This is a genomic window from Bradyrhizobium mercantei, assembly GCF_001982635.1.
Classification (GTDB): Bacteria; Pseudomonadota; Alphaproteobacteria; order Rhizobiales; family Xanthobacteraceae; genus Bradyrhizobium; species Bradyrhizobium mercantei.
The window spans coordinates 877,100-895,432 of the sequence record NZ_MKFI01000002.1 but is presented as its reverse complement, the minus strand read 5'-3'; the positions used below and the strand labels follow the sequence as shown (position 1 = coordinate 895,432).

General features: G+C 64.6%; 18 protein-coding genes. 11 read left to right on the top strand and 7 right to left on the bottom strand.

All coding sequences use genetic code 11. From position 1 onward, the window contains the following. The first annotated feature begins 19 nt into the window (after positions 1-19). Complete coding sequence (locus BI327_RS11755; RefSeq protein WP_076860381.1) at positions 20-718, top strand: GNAT family N-acetyltransferase; 699 nt, start codon at positions 20-22, stop codon at positions 716-718. Positions 719-727: 9 nt separating this feature from the next. Here BI327_RS11755 and BI327_RS11750 read toward each other — a convergent pair whose 3' ends face one another. Continuing rightward, on the bottom strand, positions 728-2,641 hold the full coding sequence (locus tag BI327_RS11750; RefSeq protein WP_076860380.1) for a right-handed parallel beta-helix repeat-containing protein: 1,914 nt from the start codon (positions 2,639-2,641) through the stop codon (positions 728-730). Between the two features lie 187 nt (positions 2,642-2,828). On the opposite strand from BI327_RS11750, the gene BI327_RS11745 reads away from it, so the two are divergent. The 5 genes from BI327_RS11745 to BI327_RS11725 all read left to right on the top strand — a co-directional run bounded on the left by BI327_RS11745 (position 2,829) and on the right by BI327_RS11725 (position 7,696). After that, the gene (locus tag BI327_RS11745; RefSeq protein ID WP_083742032.1) at positions 2,829-3,518 is read left to right on the top strand and encodes a GntR family transcriptional regulator; all 690 of its coding nucleotides are present in this window, start codon (positions 2,829-2,831) and stop codon (positions 3,516-3,518) included. Next, positions 3,515-4,780, top strand: a complete 1,266-nt coding sequence (locus tag BI327_RS11740) for a dicarboxylate/amino acid:cation symporter (protein ID WP_089025442.1) — start codon at positions 3,515-3,517, stop codon at positions 4,778-4,780. The genes BI327_RS11745 and BI327_RS11740 overlap by 4 nt, the downstream gene beginning before the upstream one ends. Then, entirely contained in the window at positions 4,780-5,847 is a 1,068-nt protein-coding gene (locus BI327_RS11735) for a GntG family PLP-dependent aldolase (RefSeq protein ID WP_089025441.1), read from the top strand. Before BI327_RS11740 ends, BI327_RS11735 begins: the two co-directional genes overlap by 1 nt. Before the next feature lie 113 nt (positions 5,848-5,960). Further along, positions 5,961-6,836 (top strand): glyoxalase III HchA, encoded by an 876-nt coding sequence (gene hchA, locus BI327_RS11730; protein WP_076860762.1) that lies wholly within the window; start codon positions 5,961-5,963, stop codon positions 6,834-6,836. A gap of 155 nt (positions 6,837-6,991) precedes the next feature. Then, complete coding sequence (locus BI327_RS11725; RefSeq protein WP_076860378.1) at positions 6,992-7,696, top strand: PA1136 family autoinducer-binding transcriptional regulator; 705 nt, start codon at positions 6,992-6,994, stop codon at positions 7,694-7,696. 40 nt (positions 7,697-7,736) lie between these two features. Here the strand turns inward: BI327_RS11725 and BI327_RS11720 are convergent, their stop codons facing one another. After that, entirely contained in the window at positions 7,737-8,669 is a 933-nt protein-coding gene (locus tag BI327_RS11720; protein ID WP_076860377.1) for a LysR family transcriptional regulator, read from the bottom strand. 97 nt (positions 8,670-8,766) lie between these two features. Here BI327_RS11720 and BI327_RS11715 point away from each other — a divergent pair, with 97 nt between their 5' ends. Both BI327_RS11715 and BI327_RS11710 read left to right on the top strand, forming a co-directional pair. Continuing rightward, complete coding sequence (locus BI327_RS11715; RefSeq protein ID WP_076860376.1) at positions 8,767-9,990, top strand: MFS transporter; 1,224 nt, start codon at positions 8,767-8,769, stop codon at positions 9,988-9,990. A gap of 64 nt (positions 9,991-10,054) precedes the next feature. Further along, entirely contained in the window at positions 10,055-10,399 is a 345-nt protein-coding gene (locus tag BI327_RS11710; protein ID WP_026192671.1) for a Lin0512 family protein, read from the top strand. 32 nt (positions 10,400-10,431) lie between these two features. Here the strand turns inward: BI327_RS11710 and BI327_RS11705 are convergent, their stop codons facing one another. Continuing rightward, on the bottom strand, positions 10,432-11,316 hold the full coding sequence (locus BI327_RS11705) for an SDR family oxidoreductase (RefSeq protein ID WP_076860375.1): 885 nt from the start codon (positions 11,314-11,316) through the stop codon (positions 10,432-10,434). 80 nt (positions 11,317-11,396) lie between these two features. On the opposite strand from BI327_RS11705, the gene BI327_RS11700 reads away from it, so the two are divergent. Beyond that, positions 11,397-12,101 (top strand): glutathione S-transferase family protein, encoded by a 705-nt coding sequence (locus BI327_RS11700; protein WP_076860374.1) that lies wholly within the window; start codon positions 11,397-11,399, stop codon positions 12,099-12,101. Here BI327_RS11700 and BI327_RS11695 read toward each other — a convergent pair. Further along, complete coding sequence (locus BI327_RS11695; RefSeq protein WP_076860373.1) at positions 12,098-12,652, bottom strand: disulfide bond formation protein B; 555 nt, start codon at positions 12,650-12,652, stop codon at positions 12,098-12,100. The genes BI327_RS11700 and BI327_RS11695 overlap by 4 nt on opposite strands. Before the next feature lie 8 nt (positions 12,653-12,660). Beyond that, on the bottom strand, positions 12,661-12,819 hold the full coding sequence (locus BI327_RS42680) for a DUF5993 family protein (RefSeq protein ID WP_167386864.1): 159 nt from the start codon (positions 12,817-12,819) through the stop codon (positions 12,661-12,663). A 140-nt stretch (positions 12,820-12,959) separates the two neighbouring features. Between BI327_RS42680 and BI327_RS11690 the strand changes: the two genes are divergently transcribed. Continuing rightward, positions 12,960-14,288 (top strand): dicarboxylate/amino acid:cation symporter, encoded by a 1,329-nt coding sequence (locus BI327_RS11690; RefSeq protein ID WP_076860372.1) that lies wholly within the window; start codon positions 12,960-12,962, stop codon positions 14,286-14,288. 185 nt (positions 14,289-14,473) lie between these two features. Here the strand turns inward: BI327_RS11690 and BI327_RS11685 are convergent, their stop codons facing one another. Then, a complete protein-coding gene (locus BI327_RS11685; protein WP_076860371.1) occupies positions 14,474-14,857 on the bottom strand; it encodes a transposase in 384 nt (127 codons plus the stop codon). Between the two features lie 116 nt (positions 14,858-14,973). On the opposite strand from BI327_RS11685, the gene BI327_RS11680 reads away from it, so the two are divergent. Then, positions 14,974-15,135: a hypothetical protein gene (locus BI327_RS11680; protein WP_245334774.1), complete on the top strand. Its 162-nt coding sequence runs from the start codon at positions 14,974-14,976 to the stop codon at positions 15,133-15,135. Between the two features lie 214 nt (positions 15,136-15,349). Here the strand turns inward: BI327_RS11680 and BI327_RS11675 are convergent, their stop codons facing one another. After that, a complete protein-coding gene (locus BI327_RS11675) occupies positions 15,350-17,824 on the bottom strand; it encodes an arylsulfatase (RefSeq protein ID WP_076860370.1) in 2,475 nt (824 codons plus the stop codon). Positions 17,825-18,333 lie beyond the last annotated feature (509 nt).

Below are 18,333 nucleotides of genomic sequence, written 5' to 3'. Positions count from 1 at the left end.
ATCAGGAGCGAAGCGCCGCATGTCCGACATCCCGCCCATTCATCCGCTTGATCGCCCGATCTGGAGCGCGCTGACCACGAGGCAGCGCGAGCTGGCGGAAGGCGGCACCGATGCCAGGCGCTTTCCGCTCGCAATCGCGCCTTTCGCCGACATGGTCGACATGTCGCCGCACAGCTTTGCCGCGCTCGGCGCGCTGCTGTCGGGACCTGAGATCGCGGTGCTGTTCACGCCCGATCCGGTCGCTGTGCCGCCGGAGTTCAAGGTACTGCTGGCCGAGACCGGCGAGCAGATGATCGGCACGCCCGCGGACTATTCCGCGCCCGGTGTCGAGATCGTCACGCTCGGCGCCGCCGACGTGCCGGCGATGCTGGCGTTGACGGAACTGACCAAGCCCGGACCATTCAGCGCGCGCACCCATGAGCTCGGCAACTTCTTCGGCATTCGCGTCGGCGGCGAACTGGTCGCGATGACCGGCGAGCGGATGAAGCCGGGCAACTACACCGAGATGACCGCGGTCTGCGTACATCCGGATCATCGCGGCCGAGGCTATGCGCAGGCGCTGCTGTCGGCCGTCGCCCGCCAGATCGTGGCGCGGCGCGAAATTCCGTTCCTGCACGTCTTCACCAGCAACGTCTCGGCGATCGCCCTCTACCGCCGCCAGGGCATGGAAATCCGCCGCCGTCTGCACATCACGGTGTTGCAGAAGCAGGGCGCATAAGCGGACGGCTCATGCCAGCCGGTTGCCGGCGAGATGCACCGTGCGCTTGTCGCAGCTGGGATCGATCGCGACCGGAGTCGTCGCGATCTTGCCGCGTGCGGCGACGTTGTTGCTGATCTCGACATTCCTGGCGCGGCCGACGAAGATCGCGCTGTCGGGCTTGATGTGGAACAGTTCGCCGGCCCCGAACGCATTGCCGCGCAGAAAAGTCTGGCCGATCACATTGCCGGCGATCTTGGCGCCGTCGGCATTGCTGACGAAGATCGCGTAGATATAGGAATCGTCGATGTGGTTGCCTTCGATGATGATACGCCGGTTCTCAAAATTGTCCTGAAATCCCTTGGCGCCTTCCGGCGCCACCATGCCGACATAGATCGCGCCGAGGGTTCCGCTGCCGCCGGTCAGCTCGTTGGCGCCGTTGACGCAGTGGCTGAAGCGGTTGTTGCGGAACACCAGGTTGTCGGCAAATCCGGACTCCGACCAGAAGCCGATGTCGCTGCCTGCCTGCAACGCGACGCCGGTCGAGAAGGTGAACTGGCAGTTCTCGACGATGGCGTTCGGTGCCTTCATCAGCACGCGGCCGCAGGCGTGGAAGTTGCAACGCAGCACCGTGGCGCCGGACCCGATATGGGTCAGCGAGGTGACGGCATCGCCGGTCTTGAGCGGCAGGTCCTGTTGCAGCACGACGTCATAGACCAGGTCCGGCTGGGTGGTCGGGCTCCGGTTCTTCCAGAGCTGGGCGATCTTCGCCTTCAGCTCCGGCGCGTGGCGCTTGGTCAATTGCGCGACCTTACCGCGCCCGAGTGAACGAAACGTCGCGTGGTCGCAGCTCTCGATGTCGTCACCGGCCGCAAGCCCGATGTCCCATTTCGGGCTGAGCAGGAACCGCCGGGCTGCGGTCTTCGCCACGACGTAATAGTAGAAGCCGTGCACGTTGACGGCATCGTCGGAGGTGTTGGCGAAACTGCAATCCTCCATGGTCGGGCCGCGCGCGACCGCGATGAAGTGGGAGCCATCCGAATTGGTCGAGATCAGCCGGTCGGCCGTCGCACCCTTTGGCCGGGGTCCGGGAACTACCGACACCTTTTGCAGCATCATCGAGCCGTCGCCGCCGTTCTCGATGATGCCCATGCCCGGCGAGGCCAGCAGCTTCAGGTCGATCAGGCTGGTGGCGACGCTGGAGTCCACGGCGATGGCGTGCGCGTCGCCATTTGCGATGGTGACGACGTCTCCGACCGTGATCGGCAGCTGGCTCGGAAAGCGATCATTCGCGCTCCAGTGCAGATGCACCTTCATCAGGCCGTCGCCGAGCCGCACGGCATTGGCGGGTGAGAGGAAATCCCTGGCGCCGGTCTTCAGCGCCCGGTTGCGGCGGTCCATCACCTTGAAGAAGCCATCGGTGAAGGCGGCCAGCAGCGCGGCATCGTCGGGATAGCCGGGATCGACCTTCACCGTGATGTCGACCGCTTGCTTGTCGAAGGCGGTGATCGTTCCCTGCGTGAAGGGCAGCGGGTCGTAGTCGATGGTGAGGTCGCGGACGGTGAGGCGGTTGCAGCCGGAGATCACCAGGGTGCCGCTGCGCGTCGTGTTGACCAGCTGCGCGCCATTGCCGTTCAGCTCGAAGCCGTGCAGCTGCCGGAACGCGAGTGGCCGCTTGATCCGGTAGCTGGCGTTCTTCTCGAGGTTGAGAATGATGTGAACCGGCCCCGCTTTGCTGGCGTCCGCCGCTGCCTTGGCGATCGCGGCCAGCGCCTTGGCGAAGGCGGCGTCGGCGTCGCCGCCGGATGCCGCGGTGAAGGCGGCCATGTCGAAGGTCGCGGCTCCGGCGTTCGGTGCCGGTTCGGCGCGGCTTTCGGTGCCAAGCAGCGGGGGCGCCACGAGGAAAGAGGCGAGCGTCAGTGCTCGCCGGCGACTGATCGGCATTGCTGTGCGGCTCCTTGCGAGACCACGACCTGTTGCGCTCATTTTCGATCCGCGGAGATGAATTGGAGCCAAACGGCGCGGACGCGGCGCGGTAGCTCGCGACCTTGTGAAGGACACCGCTGTGGGGCGGGAAGCCCGGCACGGCGATGCGCTCCTATGCTTGACATGCCACTGACATACTGCTGGTATGTCAGTTGTGTCATCTGCTCTGCACCGCGATCAGGCCTATGCGCGCATCCGCGACCTCGTGATCTCGGGCGAGTTCGCGCCGGACGAGCCGTTGTCAGAACGCAGCCTGTCGGACCGGCTCGCGCTCGGGCGAACGCCGGTGCGCGAGGCTTTGAAGGCGCTCGCGAAAGATGGGCTGCTCACCATCCATCCGATGCGCGGCACCTTCGTGCGGCAATTGTCGTTCGACGATTTGCGCGAGATCCACGAGCTGCGGCTCGCGCTCGAGGGCATGGCAGCCTATCTCGCCGCGACGCGCGGACCGACCGATAGTCTCGCGCAATGTGCCAAGGAGCTGCGCCGCATCAAGTCGCGCGCCACGATCGACGTCGAGGAGGCCCAGCAGGCCGGCTGGAGCTTTCACGACGAACTGTTCCGCGCCACCGGCAACGGCCGGCTGGTCGAGGCCTACGACAATCTGCGCGCGCAGAGCGGGCTCGCCCTGCAAAAGATGCCGCAATACAACGTCGAGCGCACCCGGCAGGCGGTCAGCGAGCATCTCGACATCCATGCCGCGGTCGCGGCGCAGGACCCCGATGCCGCGCAGCAGCGGATGTGGCGGCATTTGTCCTCGGCATTCGAGGCGCGGCTGAAGGCGCTCGGCGCCGTGCGGCCGCGCATCTCGGCAAATGGAGACCAGCGTTCATGAGCGAACGATCAGCCTTGCGGCGTGTCCTGAGACTGCCGCTCGCGGTGCAGATGCTGATCGGCCTCGTCGCAGGGCTTGCCGTCGGTCTGCTCTGGCCGGATTTCGGCGCGAGCCTGCGGCCGGTCGGCACCGCCTTCGTCGAGGCGGTGAAGATGATCGTGATCCCGGTGGTGTTCTCGTCGGTCGCGCTCGGCATCTACCGGATGGGCAGCGAGCTCAAGGTGCTCGGCCGCGTCGTCGTGATCTGCCTCGGCTATTTCTATCTGGCGACCGTGATCTCGATCCTGATCGGGCTCTTGCTGAACGGGATCTTCCACCCCGGCGCCGGCGCGCCGCTGGCGGCGACCGGCAAGGTGCCGGCGAACCTCGCGGTATCGGTCGACTGGATCAAGTTCTTCATGGACATGATCCCGTCGAACATCGTCGCTGCGATGGCCGAACAGAGAATCCTGCCGACGCTGGTGTTCGCGATCCCGTTCGGGCTGGCGCTGGCCTCGATCGGCAGGGTCGGCGAGCCGATGGTCGCGGTGCTCGAAGCCGTGATGGCGGCGATGTTCAAGATGACGAAATGGATCACGTCGCTGGCGCCGATCGCGGTGTTTGCGATCATGTCGTGGCTGTTTGCGACCCAAGGGCTCGCGACGGTGGTCGCGCTCGCCAAGCTCGTGGCCGTGATGTATCTCGGCCTCGCCATCATGGTCGTGATCTTCTGGGTGATGTTGCTTGCGATCGGCGAGAAACCGATCGCGGTGACCAAGGCGGTGATGGAGCCGATGCTGCTGGCATTCTCCACCCGCTCGTCGGAGGTCACGCTGCCGCTCCATATGGAGAAGCTGCAGGCGATGGGCGTGCCGAATCGGATCGTCTCGGTGGTGCTGCCGCTCGGCTATGCCTTCAACCGCGACGGCGCGATCATGTATTTCGCGCTCGCCGTGACTTTCCTGGCGGAGGCCTATGGCGTGACGCTGACCTGGTCGACGCTGCTGACCATCGTGATGGTTACCACCATCGCCAGCAAGGGCAGTGCCAATGTCCCCTCGGGCGGGCTGGTCGCCATCGCCATGGTGCTGTCGGCGATCGGCCTGCCGGTCGAGGCGCTGGCGATCATCGCCGGCGTCGACGCGTTCCTCGATATGGGCCGCACCGCGATCAACGTGTTCGGTAATACCGTTGCGGTGAAGCTGGTGCAGCGCTTCGGCGGCGAGCTTCCCGTCGGGGCGCCGGAAGCCGCGCCGCTCGCGCTGAAGACCCAGGACGCATGATGAGCAAAGGCATTCTCCCGAGCGCGGCTGGTGTCGTCGACCTGCGCAGCGACACCGTGACACTGCCGACGGATGCCATGCTCGCGGCAATGCGCAGCGCGCCGCTCGGTGACGACAGCCGCGACGGCGATCCGACCGTGCGCGCGCTGGAGGAGAGGGCGGCTGAGCTGACCGGCAAGGCGGCGGCCGTGTTCGTGCCGAGCGGCACCATGGGTAATCTGCTGGCGATGCTGGCGCATGGCGAGCGGGGCGGGGAGGTGTTTTCCGATTCCGGCGCGCATCTGTTCAATTCGGAGATCGGCAGCGTCGTGACGGTGGCGGGCCTGGTGCCGCGACCGGTGGCGAGCCAGCGCGGCGCGATGCAGGAGCAGCCGCTGGCGCAGGCCATCGGTGCCTCGTCATCGGCGGGACGGCCACGACCGGCACTGATCTGGATGGAGACCAGCCACAATGGCGCCGGTGGCACCGTGCTGCCGCTGGCGCATATGGCGCGCGTTCACGCGCTCGGCCGCAGCAACGGCATTGCCGTGCATGTCGACGGTGCGCGGCTGTTCAATGCGGCTGTGGCGCTGGGGGTGAGTGCGCAGCAGATCGCCGCGCATACCGACAGTCTGATGTTCTGCGTCTCGAAGGGATTGAGCGCGCCGGTCGGCAGCCTGCTGGTCGGTGATGCCGCCTTGATCGCGCAGGCACGGGCATTCCGCCGCTTTGTCGGCGGCAACATGCGCCAGGCCGGCGTGATCGCGGCCGCCGGTCTCGTCGCGCTCGACACCATGATCGCGCGTCTGCGCGACGATCATGAGGCCGCCGGACAACTCGCACGCGGGCTGGCATGGCTCGACCCGGCGCTCGGCGAGGCCGATCATGTGCAAACCAATATCCTGCGCATCGATGTCGCGGGCAGCGCGCTGAGTGCCGCCGAATGGGCAGCGCGCCTCGAGGCGCACGGCATCCTGGTGCAGGCCAGCGGCGCGAGCCAGCTGCGGCTTGTCACGCATCGCCATATCGACCGGGCGGCGGTCGAGCGGACGCTGGCGGCGTTCTCGTCCGTCGCATCGAAGCGGTGATGCGTCACTAGTCCTGTCCATCCTGCGCGCCATTGAGGGAAATCCCTCATTCGTGATTTCGCGGCCCGTGCTTACCTTTGCCGGACCGCAACACGATGAGAGAGGATATTGCGATGTCCGAGCAATCCCAGGACAAGCGTCCCGTAGCCGATCCGGCGGAGAACAACGCCTTCTTTCCGTCGCCTTACTCGCTTGGGCAATTCACCTCGGCCAAGTCGGATCTCTCCGGCGCGGACTACCCCAATGCCTACAGGGGTGGCCGCTGGAAAATCCTGATGATCGCTGCGGATGAGCGCTATCTGCTGTTGCAGAACGGCACGATGTTCTCGACCGGCAACCATCCCGTCGAGACCTTGTTGCCGATGTATCATCTCGACAAGGCCGGGTTCGAGTTCGACATCGCAACCGTGTCCGGCAACCCGGTCAAGTTCGAGCTCTGGGCGTTTCCGAACGCCGACGACGCGGTCAAGAGCATCTACCAGAAGTATCTCGGCCGGCTGAAGCAGCCGCTCAAGCTTTCCGACGTGATCGAGAACAAGCTCGGCAAGGATTCCGATTATATCGCGGTATTCATTCCAGGCGGCCATGGTGCGCTGATCGGCCTTCCCCAAAGCCTCGACGTGAAGGCCGCGCTGAAATGGGCGCTCGACAACGACAAGCATATCGTCTCGCTCTGCCATGGCCCGGCGGCGCTGCTGGCGTCCGCGGTCGGCGAGGCCAAGGGCGACTATCCGTTCAAGGGTTACAAGATCTGCGCATTTCCCGACGCCATCGATCGGACCACGCCCGATATCGGCTACATGCCGGGCGCGCTGACCTGGGCTTTCGGCGAACAGCTGCAAGCGCTCGGGGTCGAGATCGTGAACAAGGACATCACCGGCAAGACGTATCAGGATCGCAAGCTGATCACCGGTGACAGCCCGTTCGCCGCCAACAATGTCGGCAAGGCGGCCGCAAAGGCTTTGCTCGATACGCTCGGCGGACGCTGAAGCCATCGGCCAGGCGCGAGGCGGCGAGGTGACCCCGCCGCGCCGCCCGTGGCCGGACGATTTTGCGCGGCTTGCAGGCCCGCCCGGCTTGAGGGAAAGTCCTCAATGCGCGGGAGCGCGCGCGACGGAATTTCCCGGGACACGATGGCATCGACATGGACCGCTACATCGAAGCCGTGGTTGCGATCGAGGGCAGCGAAAGCCTGCCCACGATCCAGGCGGCGGTGCGGGCTGCGAGCGTGCCGCTCGGATACGACCGGTTTGTGATGTTCTCGGCGTCGCCGGCGCGTGAGGATCTGGTTGACAGCATCTACTGGGTCGAAGGCGACTGGTTCGGCAAGGGCGTGACGGTCGACGCGGAGACCTATGTCCGGCATTGCCCGGTGACGCGCAACTTCCTCAATGTGGATGAGCCGTTTTTCTGGACCAAGGTGCTGTCCGCGCGCGGTGAGAAATACCGCGTGGTGCGTACGCCGCGCGGACCCGGTTTCCACGGATTGCAGGTCCCGGTGTTCGGGCGCACCGGCCTCGAAGGCGCGATGAGCTTCGCCGGCACGCGGATCGACGCGTCGGCGCCGGCGCGCGTGGCGCTGACCATGATCGGCGCCGCGGCCTTTCGCGCAGCCCGCCGCCTGATCGAGGCACGCGAACCGAATGGTGCGTCGAGCCTGTCGCCGCGCGAACGTGAGGTGCTGCGCTGGATCTCCGCCGGACGGCGCCAGGCCGACATTGCGGCGTCGCTCGGGCTCTCGGAACGCACGGTCGAGAACCATTTGCGGCGCGCACGGCTTCGGCTCGGCGTCGCGACAACGGCGCAGGCCATCCGGCTCGCGATCCGCAGCGGCGAGATTGAGGATTGAAGGCTGAACGGGCCGGGGAGGGACCGCGCCCGGCTGCGCTTCAGCGCTTCTTCGCGCCGACCTTCGGCGCGTGCGTGCGTGCGGCGATCCGCGTCAGTGCATCTGCAAACGCGTGTGCGGCGGGGCCGAGCGGCTCGTCGAGCCGGTGCGCGAGATAGGCTTCCATCGCGACCGCGGCGTTGCGGCCGAGCGCGCCGGTCTCGACCCGCACCAGGCGGCGTTCGCTGAGGTCGCGCGCCACCTGCCAGTGCGGCAGCCGGCCCCAGCCGAGCCCGGCCAGGATCATGGCGTGCTTGGTGTCCTGATTGCTGACCCGGCAAATCTGCGGCGAGAGCACACCGAAGTTGCGGCCTTCCGACAGCGGCGTCGGGTCCGACAGCACGATCTGCAGATGGTCGGCGAGGTCGGCGACGCTCTTGCGGCCACGGCGCGCGAGCGGATGGCTTGCGGAGGCGACCGCGATGATCTGCACGGCGCAGATCGCGTCGAGCGCGAGGCGGGGATCACGAAAATCCTCGCCGACGGTCACGGCGAGCGCGCTGCGCCGTTCGGTGAGGGCCGCGATCGGACCGCCCATCGGTTCGACCGCGAGCCGCACGCTGACGGACGGATAGGCCGTGCGCATCTCCGTCAGCGCCGCGCCGACGGCTGAGATCGGAAACAGCGTGTCGACGACCAGCGCGAGTTCCGGCTCCACCCCGTCGCCAAGGCCGTGGGCGCGCGCCCGCATCGCATCGACGCGGAGCAGGAGGTCGCGCGCATTGCCGAGCAGCGCCTTGCCCTCGGCCGTCAGCGCCGGGCGATGGCTGGAGCGATCGAACAGCATCAGGCCGAGCTCGGCCTCGAGATTGGCGACGGCGTGGCTGATCGCGGACTGCACCCGCGCCAGCTTGGTCGCGGCGGCGCGAAAGCTGCCGCTGTCGGCGATGGTGACAAAGACGCGGATCTGATCGAGCGTGAGGTTATCGAGCATGATCTATGAAATCGATCAAGTGGATGCAAAACATATCACTTCTGTCGATGGCCGGGAAACGCTATTTGTGATGAGTTGAACCGGGGCGGGTGGACGCATGACGATCGAGACGGCCGTGGCGCAGCAGAACGAGGCGAAGCGATGGGCGACGGTCGCCGTCGTGATCGGTTGCGGGATCGGCGCCGCGCTTCAGGTCGGCAAGGTGCCGATCGCCGCGGCCATGCTGCAACAGAACCTCGGGATTGATCTCGCCGCGGTCGGAACGGTCGCTGGCATCTTTGCGGTCCTGGGACTTTTCGGCAGCGTCCCGGCGGGCGTCGTGATCGCCGCGGTTGGCGCGCGCCGGGTGTTGCTATGCGGGCTCGCGGCCATCGCGCTCGGCGCGGCCTCGGGCGCGCTCGCGCCGCAGCTCGCGGTGCTGCTGGCATCGCGGCTGCTCGAAGGGCTCGGTTTCCTGCTGGTGATGGTCGCAGCACCCGCATTGCTCGATCGCGTCGTCGACGTCAGCGCGCGCGACGTCACCATGGCGGTGTGGAGCTGCGTGATGCCGTTCGGGATCGCGCTGGCGCTGGTCGCAGGACCGCTCTTCGATGGCTGGCGCGCGATCTGGTGGGCCAGCGCCGGCGTTGTCGCGGTGCTGTTCGTCCTCGCCGGCATCATCGTGCCTGAAGTGGCGTCGCGGACCGGCGCGGAGCGTAGCGGTCTGATGCAGCAAGCCGCCGCGCTGGCGCAGCAGCGCACCCCGGCGCTTCTGATGGTGCTGTTCGCGCTCTACAGCCTGATGTTCTTTGCATTGTTCAGTTTCCTGCCGATCCTGCTGACCGAACGGCTCGGCGTCTCCAGCCAGGGCGCCGGCGGGCTCAGTGCGTTGGCGGCGGCGGGCAACGTCGTCGGCAACCTCGCTGCCGGCAATCTGCTCGCGCGCGGAGTCAGCCGGATCGCGCTGATCGCCGTTGCAGCCGTCGTGATGGGCGCCTCCGCGCTCGGAATCTTCCTGCCGATGCTCGGCGGGTGGGGCGCGTTCTGGCTGTGCCTGCTGTTCTCGGCTGTCGGCGGCCTGATCCCGGCGACGTTGCTCGCGACCGCACCGGCGGCGGCGCGCTCGGCGGCCATGGTTCCGGTCATGATGGGGCTGCTGATGACCGGCAGCAATTTCGGCCAGGTGACCGGGCCGATCGCGGTCGGCGCCGTCGTCTCGGCATGGGGCTGGGGCGCGGCGAGCGTCCTGGTGGTTGCCGCGGCGCTCCTCGCGGGCTTGGCTGCGTGGATGCTGGCGCGCGGCGATCACAAGCGCGTGGGGGAGGCTGACGACCCGGCTTGACGTCGCGCGTGTGGGGGCCGAAGGAGTGATCAGTCTCTCACGCCAACGACAACGGGAAAGTTTCATGACACGCGTGCGCTGTATCACCGAAATGGGCATGGGCGTCGACGTTCACGGCCGCGATGCCACCAAGGCTGCCAAGCGCGCGGTCTCGGACGCCATCCGCCATTCCAGCCTCGGCTTCTTCCGCATGCTCGGCAAGACCGCCAACGATATGTTCGTCGACGTCACGATCGCCGTGCCGAATCCCGAAGATGTCGATACTGCGGCGGTCGCCAAGGAACTGCCCTACGGCACCAAGACCGTGAAAGCGATCGCGGGCGGGCTCGAGATTCCATCCGATCTCGGCAACGATCCGATCCTGATCGCGAACGCCGCCGTCATCGTCAGCTTCGACGATGGCAAGTAATGGAGGGAGCGGCCGCGATCGGTATGTGCGCGCTATTCGCCGCCCCTAAAGTAGTCGGGCTTGCCGGTGGTCCAGGTCTCGCCCCAATGCTGGCCGCCGCCGTCGACGGTCAGCATCTCGCCGGTGATGAATTTGCCGGAAGGCGCGGCGAGATAGACGGCGGCCTCCGCGATGTCCCACGGCGTGCCGGGCCGCATCATCGGGTTCGAGCGCGGATAGGCGGCGCGCGCCGTTTCGCTGTACACGTTCCAGCCCTCGGTCTCGATCGCGCCGGGCGCGATGCAATTGATGCGGATGTTCAGCGGCGCCCATTCCACTGCGAGCGCGCGCGACAGCCCGATCACGCCGGCGCGCGCTGCGATCGAGTGCGCGATGCCGTAGAGGCCGTGCGTCGTGACCACGACGATGTTGACGATGCTGCCTTGATGCTTCTGGTCGCGCCAGCGCTGCGCCGCGGCCTGCATCATGTACCAGGTGCCGTTGAGGTTGGTGTTGATGACTGCGTTCCAGCCCTTGATCGAGACGTCGATCGCAGCTTGCGGGAATTGGCCGCCGGCGCTGTTGACGAGATGATCGACGCGGCCATGCGCGTCCCACAGCGCGTCGAACATCGCGTTGACCGCGTCAGGTTCCCTGATGTCGGCGACATGCGCGGATGCCTTCAGGCCGCGATGGCTGATGTGATCGACGAGTGCGTCGAGCTTGTCGGCATTGCGGCCGACCGCAACGACATGCGCGCCGAGCCGGGCGAACAGCCACGCGATGGCGCGGCCAATGCCGCCGGCGCCGCCGGACACGACGGCCACCTGACCGGCCAGTGCATCCGCCGCGAACACGGTCGGGTGTGCCGCGAGTTCGTCGTCGGAGAAGCCGAGCTTAGCCCCTGTCTGTTGATCGTCGGTCTGTTGAGTTGTCATGGCCGGTTGCAGACCTTGCGGCTTTCAATGTGCTCCGTACATTAGCGATCCAACAACAACCCTGCAAAAGAATGTCTGATATGACCGACCTGTCCGCCTTTCCCGTCACAAAACGCTGGCCCGCCCAGCATCCAGACCGCCTGCAGCTCTATTCGCTGCCGACGCCGAACGGCGTGAAAGTCTCGATCATGCTCGAGGAGATCGGGCTGCCCTATGAGGTCCATCTCGTCGACTTCAACAAGGACGACCAGAAGACGGCAGAGTTCCTGTCGCTGAACCCGAACGGCAAGATCCCGGCGATCCTCGATCCGAACGGTCCCGGCGGCAAGCCGCTGCCGCTGTTCGAATCCGGCGCCATCCTGCAATATCTTGCCGAGAAGACCGGCAAGCTGTTGCCGGCGGATGCTGCGCGCCGCTACCAGGCCATCCAGTGGGTGCATTTCCAGATGGGCGGCATCGGGCCGATGTTCGGCCAGGTCGGCTTCTTCCACAAATTCGCCGGCAAGGATTATGAGGACAAGCGGCCGTTGCAGCGCTACGTCGCCGAGTCCGCGCGCCTGCTCGGCGTGATGGAGACCCATCTCGCCGGACGGCAGTGGTTCATGGACGATGAATTCACCATCGCCGACATCTCGATGATCGGCTGGGTACGCAATCTGATCGGCTTCTACGGCGCGCGCGAGCTCGTCGAATTCGACCGGTCCACCCACGTCGCGGCCTGGCTCGAGCGCGCGCTGAAGCGGCCGGCCGTGGAACGCGGTCTCAACATTCCCAAGCGGCCCTAGCTGGCCCGCTTCAGCAGCTCATAGACGATCGGATTGTCGGCGCAGGCGCCGATGCCGCATTCGAGCAGGGTGGAGAGCACATTCAGTGCCGCGAGCCCGACCACCGACCACACCGCACCCTGCGCGAACCCGCCGGGTGCGGTGATGTGTGCCGTGCGCTGGTCGAACTGGCGGTCGAACAGCAGCATGGCCGCGAGCAGCACGATCGCCGCGATGAAGGCGATCAGCGCCCACGTATAATAGTGATAGCCGAGCAGCGCCGAGCCGTAGCCGGCATCGCCGGGGAGGATGTGCAGCAGCACCTGGCGGGTCGAGACCGAGGCGCCGAGGACGGCGGTCAGCAGCGATAGGGCATAATGGCTCGGCCGTGGTCCGAAGCGGATGTTCAGGATCGGCCCGATCGCCAGCAAGGCGAAAAGGATGCGCTGCAACAAACACAGCGGGCAGGGCAGCTCGTGCAGCATGAGCTGCGCCGCAAAGGCAGCCGTCAGCAGCAGCGCGAGGCCATAGAGCGCGAGCGCATTCAGGGTCACGGCCCGGGTGTCGGTCATGATTGGCCTCAGAACGACAGGGTGAGACGGTCGGTGGCGTGGTGCAGCAAGGTTGCGACGCAGGCGACCAGGATGACCGCGAACAAGCCGATCGCCAGGGGACGCGGACCACGCCACGCCACCACCATGGCGATGGTGATGGCGAGAAACAGCGCTGTGAATTCCATCCTCAGCCTCCGGATGCGAGCCGGCTGTAGTCTATGACAGATTCGTGTGCGCCCGCGGCGGCGCGAAAGGGCATTGTCGCTTGCGCGCGGCTCCGCCAAGATGGCATCACCAGTCGAGTTCATCCTAGCCGGGGCACCTCATGACCACAGACGCGATCAAGCCCGTTGCCCATCCCCATCACCAGCCCTGGTACAAGATCCTCTACATCCAGGTGTTGATCGCGATCTTTGCGGGCGTCTTGATCGGACATTTCTACCCCGGCCTCGGCAAGCAGTTGAAGCCGCTCGGCGACGGTTTCATCGCGCTGATCAAGATGATGATCGCGCCGGTGATCTTCTGCACCGTGGTGCACGGCATCTCCTCGATGGGCGACCTCAAGCGGGTCGGCCGGGTCGGATTGAAGACCCTGATCTATTTCGAGGCGGTGTCGACGGTAGCGCTCGCGGTCGGCCTCCTGGTCGGCGAAGTGCTGCAGCCGGGCCACGGCTTCAACATCGATCCCGCCACGATCGATCCGAAATCGGTCTCCACCTACGTGACGCAGGCGAAAGAGCAGGGCATCGTCGCCCATCTGATGGCGATCATTCCGGACAGCTATCTCGGCGCGATCGCGCGCGGCGACCTGCTCCAGGTGTTGCTGATCTCGATCCTCTCCGGCTTCGCCATCGCCCTGATGGGCAAGGTCGGCGAGCCGATTGCCGCGGCGATCGACACCGCCGCCAAGATGTTCTTCGGCATCATCCGGATCATCGTCCGCGTCGCGCCGCTCGGCGCGTTCGGCGCGATGGCCTTCACGGTCGGCGCCTACGGCCTCGGCTCGCTGTGGAATCTGGCGGCGCTGATCGCCACCTTCTATCTCACCAGCATCCTGTTCGTGCTGATCGTGCTCGGCGCGATCGCGCGGCTGGCGGGCTTTTCCATCATCCGCTTCATCGCCTACATCAAGGACGAGCTCCTGATCGTGCTCGGCACCTCGTCGTCGGAGACGGTGCTGCCGCAGATGATCCAGAAGATGGAGCATCTCGGCGCCTCGCGCTCGGTGGTCGGCCTCGTGGTGCCGACCGGCTACAGCTTCAATCTCGACGGCACCAACATCTACATGACGCTGGCGACGCTGTTCCTGGCGCAGGCCACCAACACCCATCTGACGATCTGGCAGGAGCTCGGCATTCTCGGCATCGCCATGATCACCTCGAAGGGCGCCTCCGGCGTCACCGGCGCCGGCTTCATCACGCTCGCCGCGACGCTGTCGATCGTGCCCGACATCCCGATCCAGTCGATCGCGATCCTGGTCGGCATCGACAAGTTCATGAGCGAGTGTCGCGCGCTGACCAACCTGATCGGCAACGGCGTCGCCTGTGTCGTGATCAGCCTCTCCGAAGGCGAGCTCGACAAGGACGCGCTGCACGAGACGATGGCGCATCCGCTCCAGCTCGGCGAGGCGCTGGAGCCGGGCGGCTCGGGCTAGGGCAGTATGAAGTTGTGGGGCCGTCGCAGGGGACGGCGCCAAAATATCGAAAACAACCCCATGCAAAGGGCCGGCGGCCGCAGGCATTCGACGGGGCAGCTTGACACGTCGGGCAACTCAGGGATATATTTCTAATATTCCGAAATGGCGCGGATGTCCTTGCGCCCCGATCACCTGATTGCCGTTCAAGACGCGGCGGGCTGATTGGTGCCGGCACCGTCTAAGTAGTAAGCTTCCTGGTGGTTGATTCGTTTCATTTCAGAACGTTCGTGTAATCTATCCCAAGAAGCGGCTTCGTCGGCATGAACGACAGTCCCCTTCGCAATGCGGGCACAGATGAAGGTGGCGGCTTGGCTTTCAGAGCCAAACACTGCTGGCACAGAATTGCCGCCGCGCTGTCGGACGATGACGACGACCTTCCGTTTCCCATTCTGATTGCGGGCATATCGGCGGTCGCGGCGATATTCTTTCTGGTTTGCTGGCTTTACGTATCCGCCCAAATTGCCGCCATCCACCTCGGCCGTCTTGCCCTCGCCACCAATGGCGCGCCCCTTCAATTCATCCGCCATTGCCTCGCGCAGCTAATGTAGAAGGACGTAAGCAGACTTGTAGGACAGGTTGCGGCGCGGCAATTAGCTTTTGCCCTTATCTCGCCGGCGACCGATTCACGGCTGCGGATATCTCGGTGAGCTACGTCCTGCTGCTCGGCCTGCGAACCGGCAACTACGTCCCCGGTTCGACCGAGCGGGACTCTCTCGCCCGCACGACGGCACGCCCTGGCTACATCAGGGCGATGGAAAGCTGCCAGGCCACCAAGGCCTGGGCGGCGAGATCACCGGGATTGTAGTGCGCGATACAATCCGGCTGTGGCTCCGCGCTTACAAGTCTAATACCTAGGCCGTGTATTCATTGAACGGGCGCCCGATGTCCGCTTAACCCCCACAGCGGTGGAAAGCGGACATCTCCCGAGATCGCCGAAGGGCCGGTAGCAGACGTCAGCTCGTGGCTAATTGTTTCCGCCTTGTGCCAAATCGCGGGCTTGTTATCAGCAAAAGGTCCGCTCAATCCCTGGCTTTTTCAAGCGCGTGCCGCATAACCTTCTGCTCATCGCTCGTTAGTTGCGCCGCCCCGAGGTTGAAGGTCAGCTTGTCGATCTTCCCTGTGAACTGGAATGGCAGCTTGTAGCTGTCATCTACGCCGGTCCGGGTATCGGAGCCGATGTCGAAGGACTCATCGATGGCCATCAGGAACGCGATCGAGTGCGGCATCGACTGGCGAGAAATTTCTTTGCCGTCTACCGAGAGCACACCGGTGCCGCCTTTGCCGAAGCCGGGCCCATCATATTTGAAATCGAACACGATCGTGTGCTTGCCCGCCTTGAGCGCAGAGCCAAGCCAGTCGCGCGCTCCTACGCCGGATTCCCAGCGATATCGTTTCAAATCCAGCATGTTGTAGACAAAGACGGGCTTGCCTTTCAGCAGGTAGAGGCCATACCCGGCGAAGCGGCCGCCCAGCGTTGCGATCATGCCCTCGGCCCCGCCCGGTGGGACCGTGATCTCGGCAGTGATCTTGTAGTCTTTATTTAAGAGGCTTGGCGCGTTGTCGACCGGGATACCGGAATTGAACCCTGTGTACGTAAAGACGGTCCGTCCCGCGGTCGCGCTCGGCCGCGGCGTGATGAGGCGCGGCAGAATTGAATTATCCAAGGGCAACACCTGAAATTTGGCTGCCTCCGCCAGGAACAGTGTCTGCATCTCTTTCAACTTGTCGGGATTCTGGCCGGCGAGGTCGTTGTTTTGCGAATAATCGTCAGCGATGTTGTAGAGTTCCCATTTGTAGTCGCTGATCTCAGGCAGCTTGGCCGTGCCCAGAAGCCACGGCGGCACGGGTGGCGTCGTGCATGCGTACCAGCCATCGTGATAGATTCCGCGGTTGGCGAACATCTCGAAATACTGGGTGTCGCGTTTCGACGGCGCATTGGCGTTGGCCTGGTCGAATGTGTAGGCCATGCTCACGCCCTCGATGGGCTTTTGTGCAATTCCGTTCACGGTCGTCGGAGCCTGGATGCCCGTGGCTTCGAGAATGGTCGGCACGATGTCGATGATGTGATGGAACTGGGAGCGGATGCCGCCGACATCCTTGATGTGTCCAGGCCACGAGATGGCCATGCCCTGCCGGGTGCCGCCGAAGTGCGATGCCACCTGCTTGGTCCATTTGAACGGAGTATCGAAGGCCCACGACCATGCCACCGACATATGTGGGTAGGTCTTGTCGGAGCCCCAATTCTCGTAGTGCAGCATCAGCTCGGCTTCGGGCAGCTTCAACACGCCGTTGTAGGCGGTCATCTGGTTCGGAGTGCCTTCCAGAGTGCCTTCGGCGCTGGTGCCGTTGTCACCACTGATGTAGATGATCAGCGTGTTGTCGAGCTTGCCCATGTCCTGGACGGCCTGGATGACGCGGCCGATCTCATAGTCGGTATAGGCCGCGTAGCCAGCAAATACCTCTGCCTCGCGCGCATACAGCTTTTTCTGGATCAATGACAGCGAGTCCCACTTCGGCAACGTGTCGGGCCATGGCGTGAGCTGGGTGTTAGCCGGGATCACGCCGAGCTTTTTCTGGTTCGAGAAGATCTGCTCACGCAGCTTCTCCCAACCCATGTCGAACTTGCCCTTGAACTTGTCTATCCATTCCTTTTTCGGCTGATGCGGCGAATGCGTTCCGCCGGGCACGTAATAGACGAGGAACGGCTTGTCGGGAGCAGCAGCGTTCAATCCGTTCATGTAATTGATGGCGTCGTCCGCCATATCGGTGATGAGGTTGTAGTTTTGCTTGCCTATCCACGGAAATACTTGGGTCGTGTTACGAAACAGATAGGGCGTCCACTGGTCCGTCTCGCCGCCCATGAACCCGTAAAAATATTCAAATCCCATGCCGATCGGCCATTGATCGAACGGCCCCGCTGAACTGTACGTATAGGTGGGCGTGTTGTGGTTCTTACCGAACCATGAGGTGGCAAAGCCATTGTCCCGCAGAATCGTCCCGATTGTCGCGCTCTCAGGTCCGATGACGGAATCGTATCCGGGATAGCCGGTCGACATTTCACCGATCACGCCAAACCCGACAGAGTGGTGGTTACGACCGGTAATTAATGCCGCCCGCGTCGGCGAGCAAAGTGCGGTCGAGTGAAATTGCGTATAGCGCAGGCCGGCCTTGGCGACACGATCCATCGCGGGGGTCGGAACGACGCCACCGAACGTACCCGACACACCATAACCTTGGTCGTCGGTCATGATCAGCAAGACGTTTGGCGCGCCCTTGGGCGGCACGACCGACGGTGGCCAGTAGGGCTTTGAATCTTTGGCGGTTTCGTTGATCACGCCGCCGAACTTCGGAGGTTCGGGCGGAAGCTGCTTGCCGTCGATTGTGATTGTAGCGCTGGGCGAACCCGCTGCTCCGGTCTTCTGCTGCGCTATCGAGGGCAGCGTTGTGAGCAAGGTCAATGTAGCAGTAGACAACATCAGTGCGGACAATTTCATTATCGATCCTCCAGACGGGCTCGACGCGCGGGGCGCACATGCTGACACTGAAATAAACGGCCGGCAGTTTGGTGTTGATTTAGATCAACGAATGTCCGCTTCGGGTCAAACTCGACAAGACTCAACGTGGGCGTAATACGTCCGCGTTCGGGCAGATCGCGATCGCTTCCATCGGCACGGGCTCCTTGAGCCCACTGCCGAGCCATGGTTCAGATCCTGAATCGAAGGGGCCGAATCTTGCGCTACGATCTCTCCGACGAGGGACCGACTTCCGTGAGGCCGATGCCGCCAGGCAGGCTGCGCGGGGTACCACCGGGTGAACGTTCGTCGCGTTCTCCGAGCGGCGTCAGTCCGGGACGCCGGCGGCCCGAGCGGGACTATCTCGCCCGCACGACGGCACGACTGGCTACATCAGGGCGATGGAAAGCTGCCAGGCCACCAAGGCCTGGGCGGCGCGATCACCGGGATTGTAGCGCTCGGACTGAGCCTCTCCGTTCTGTCTGACCTTA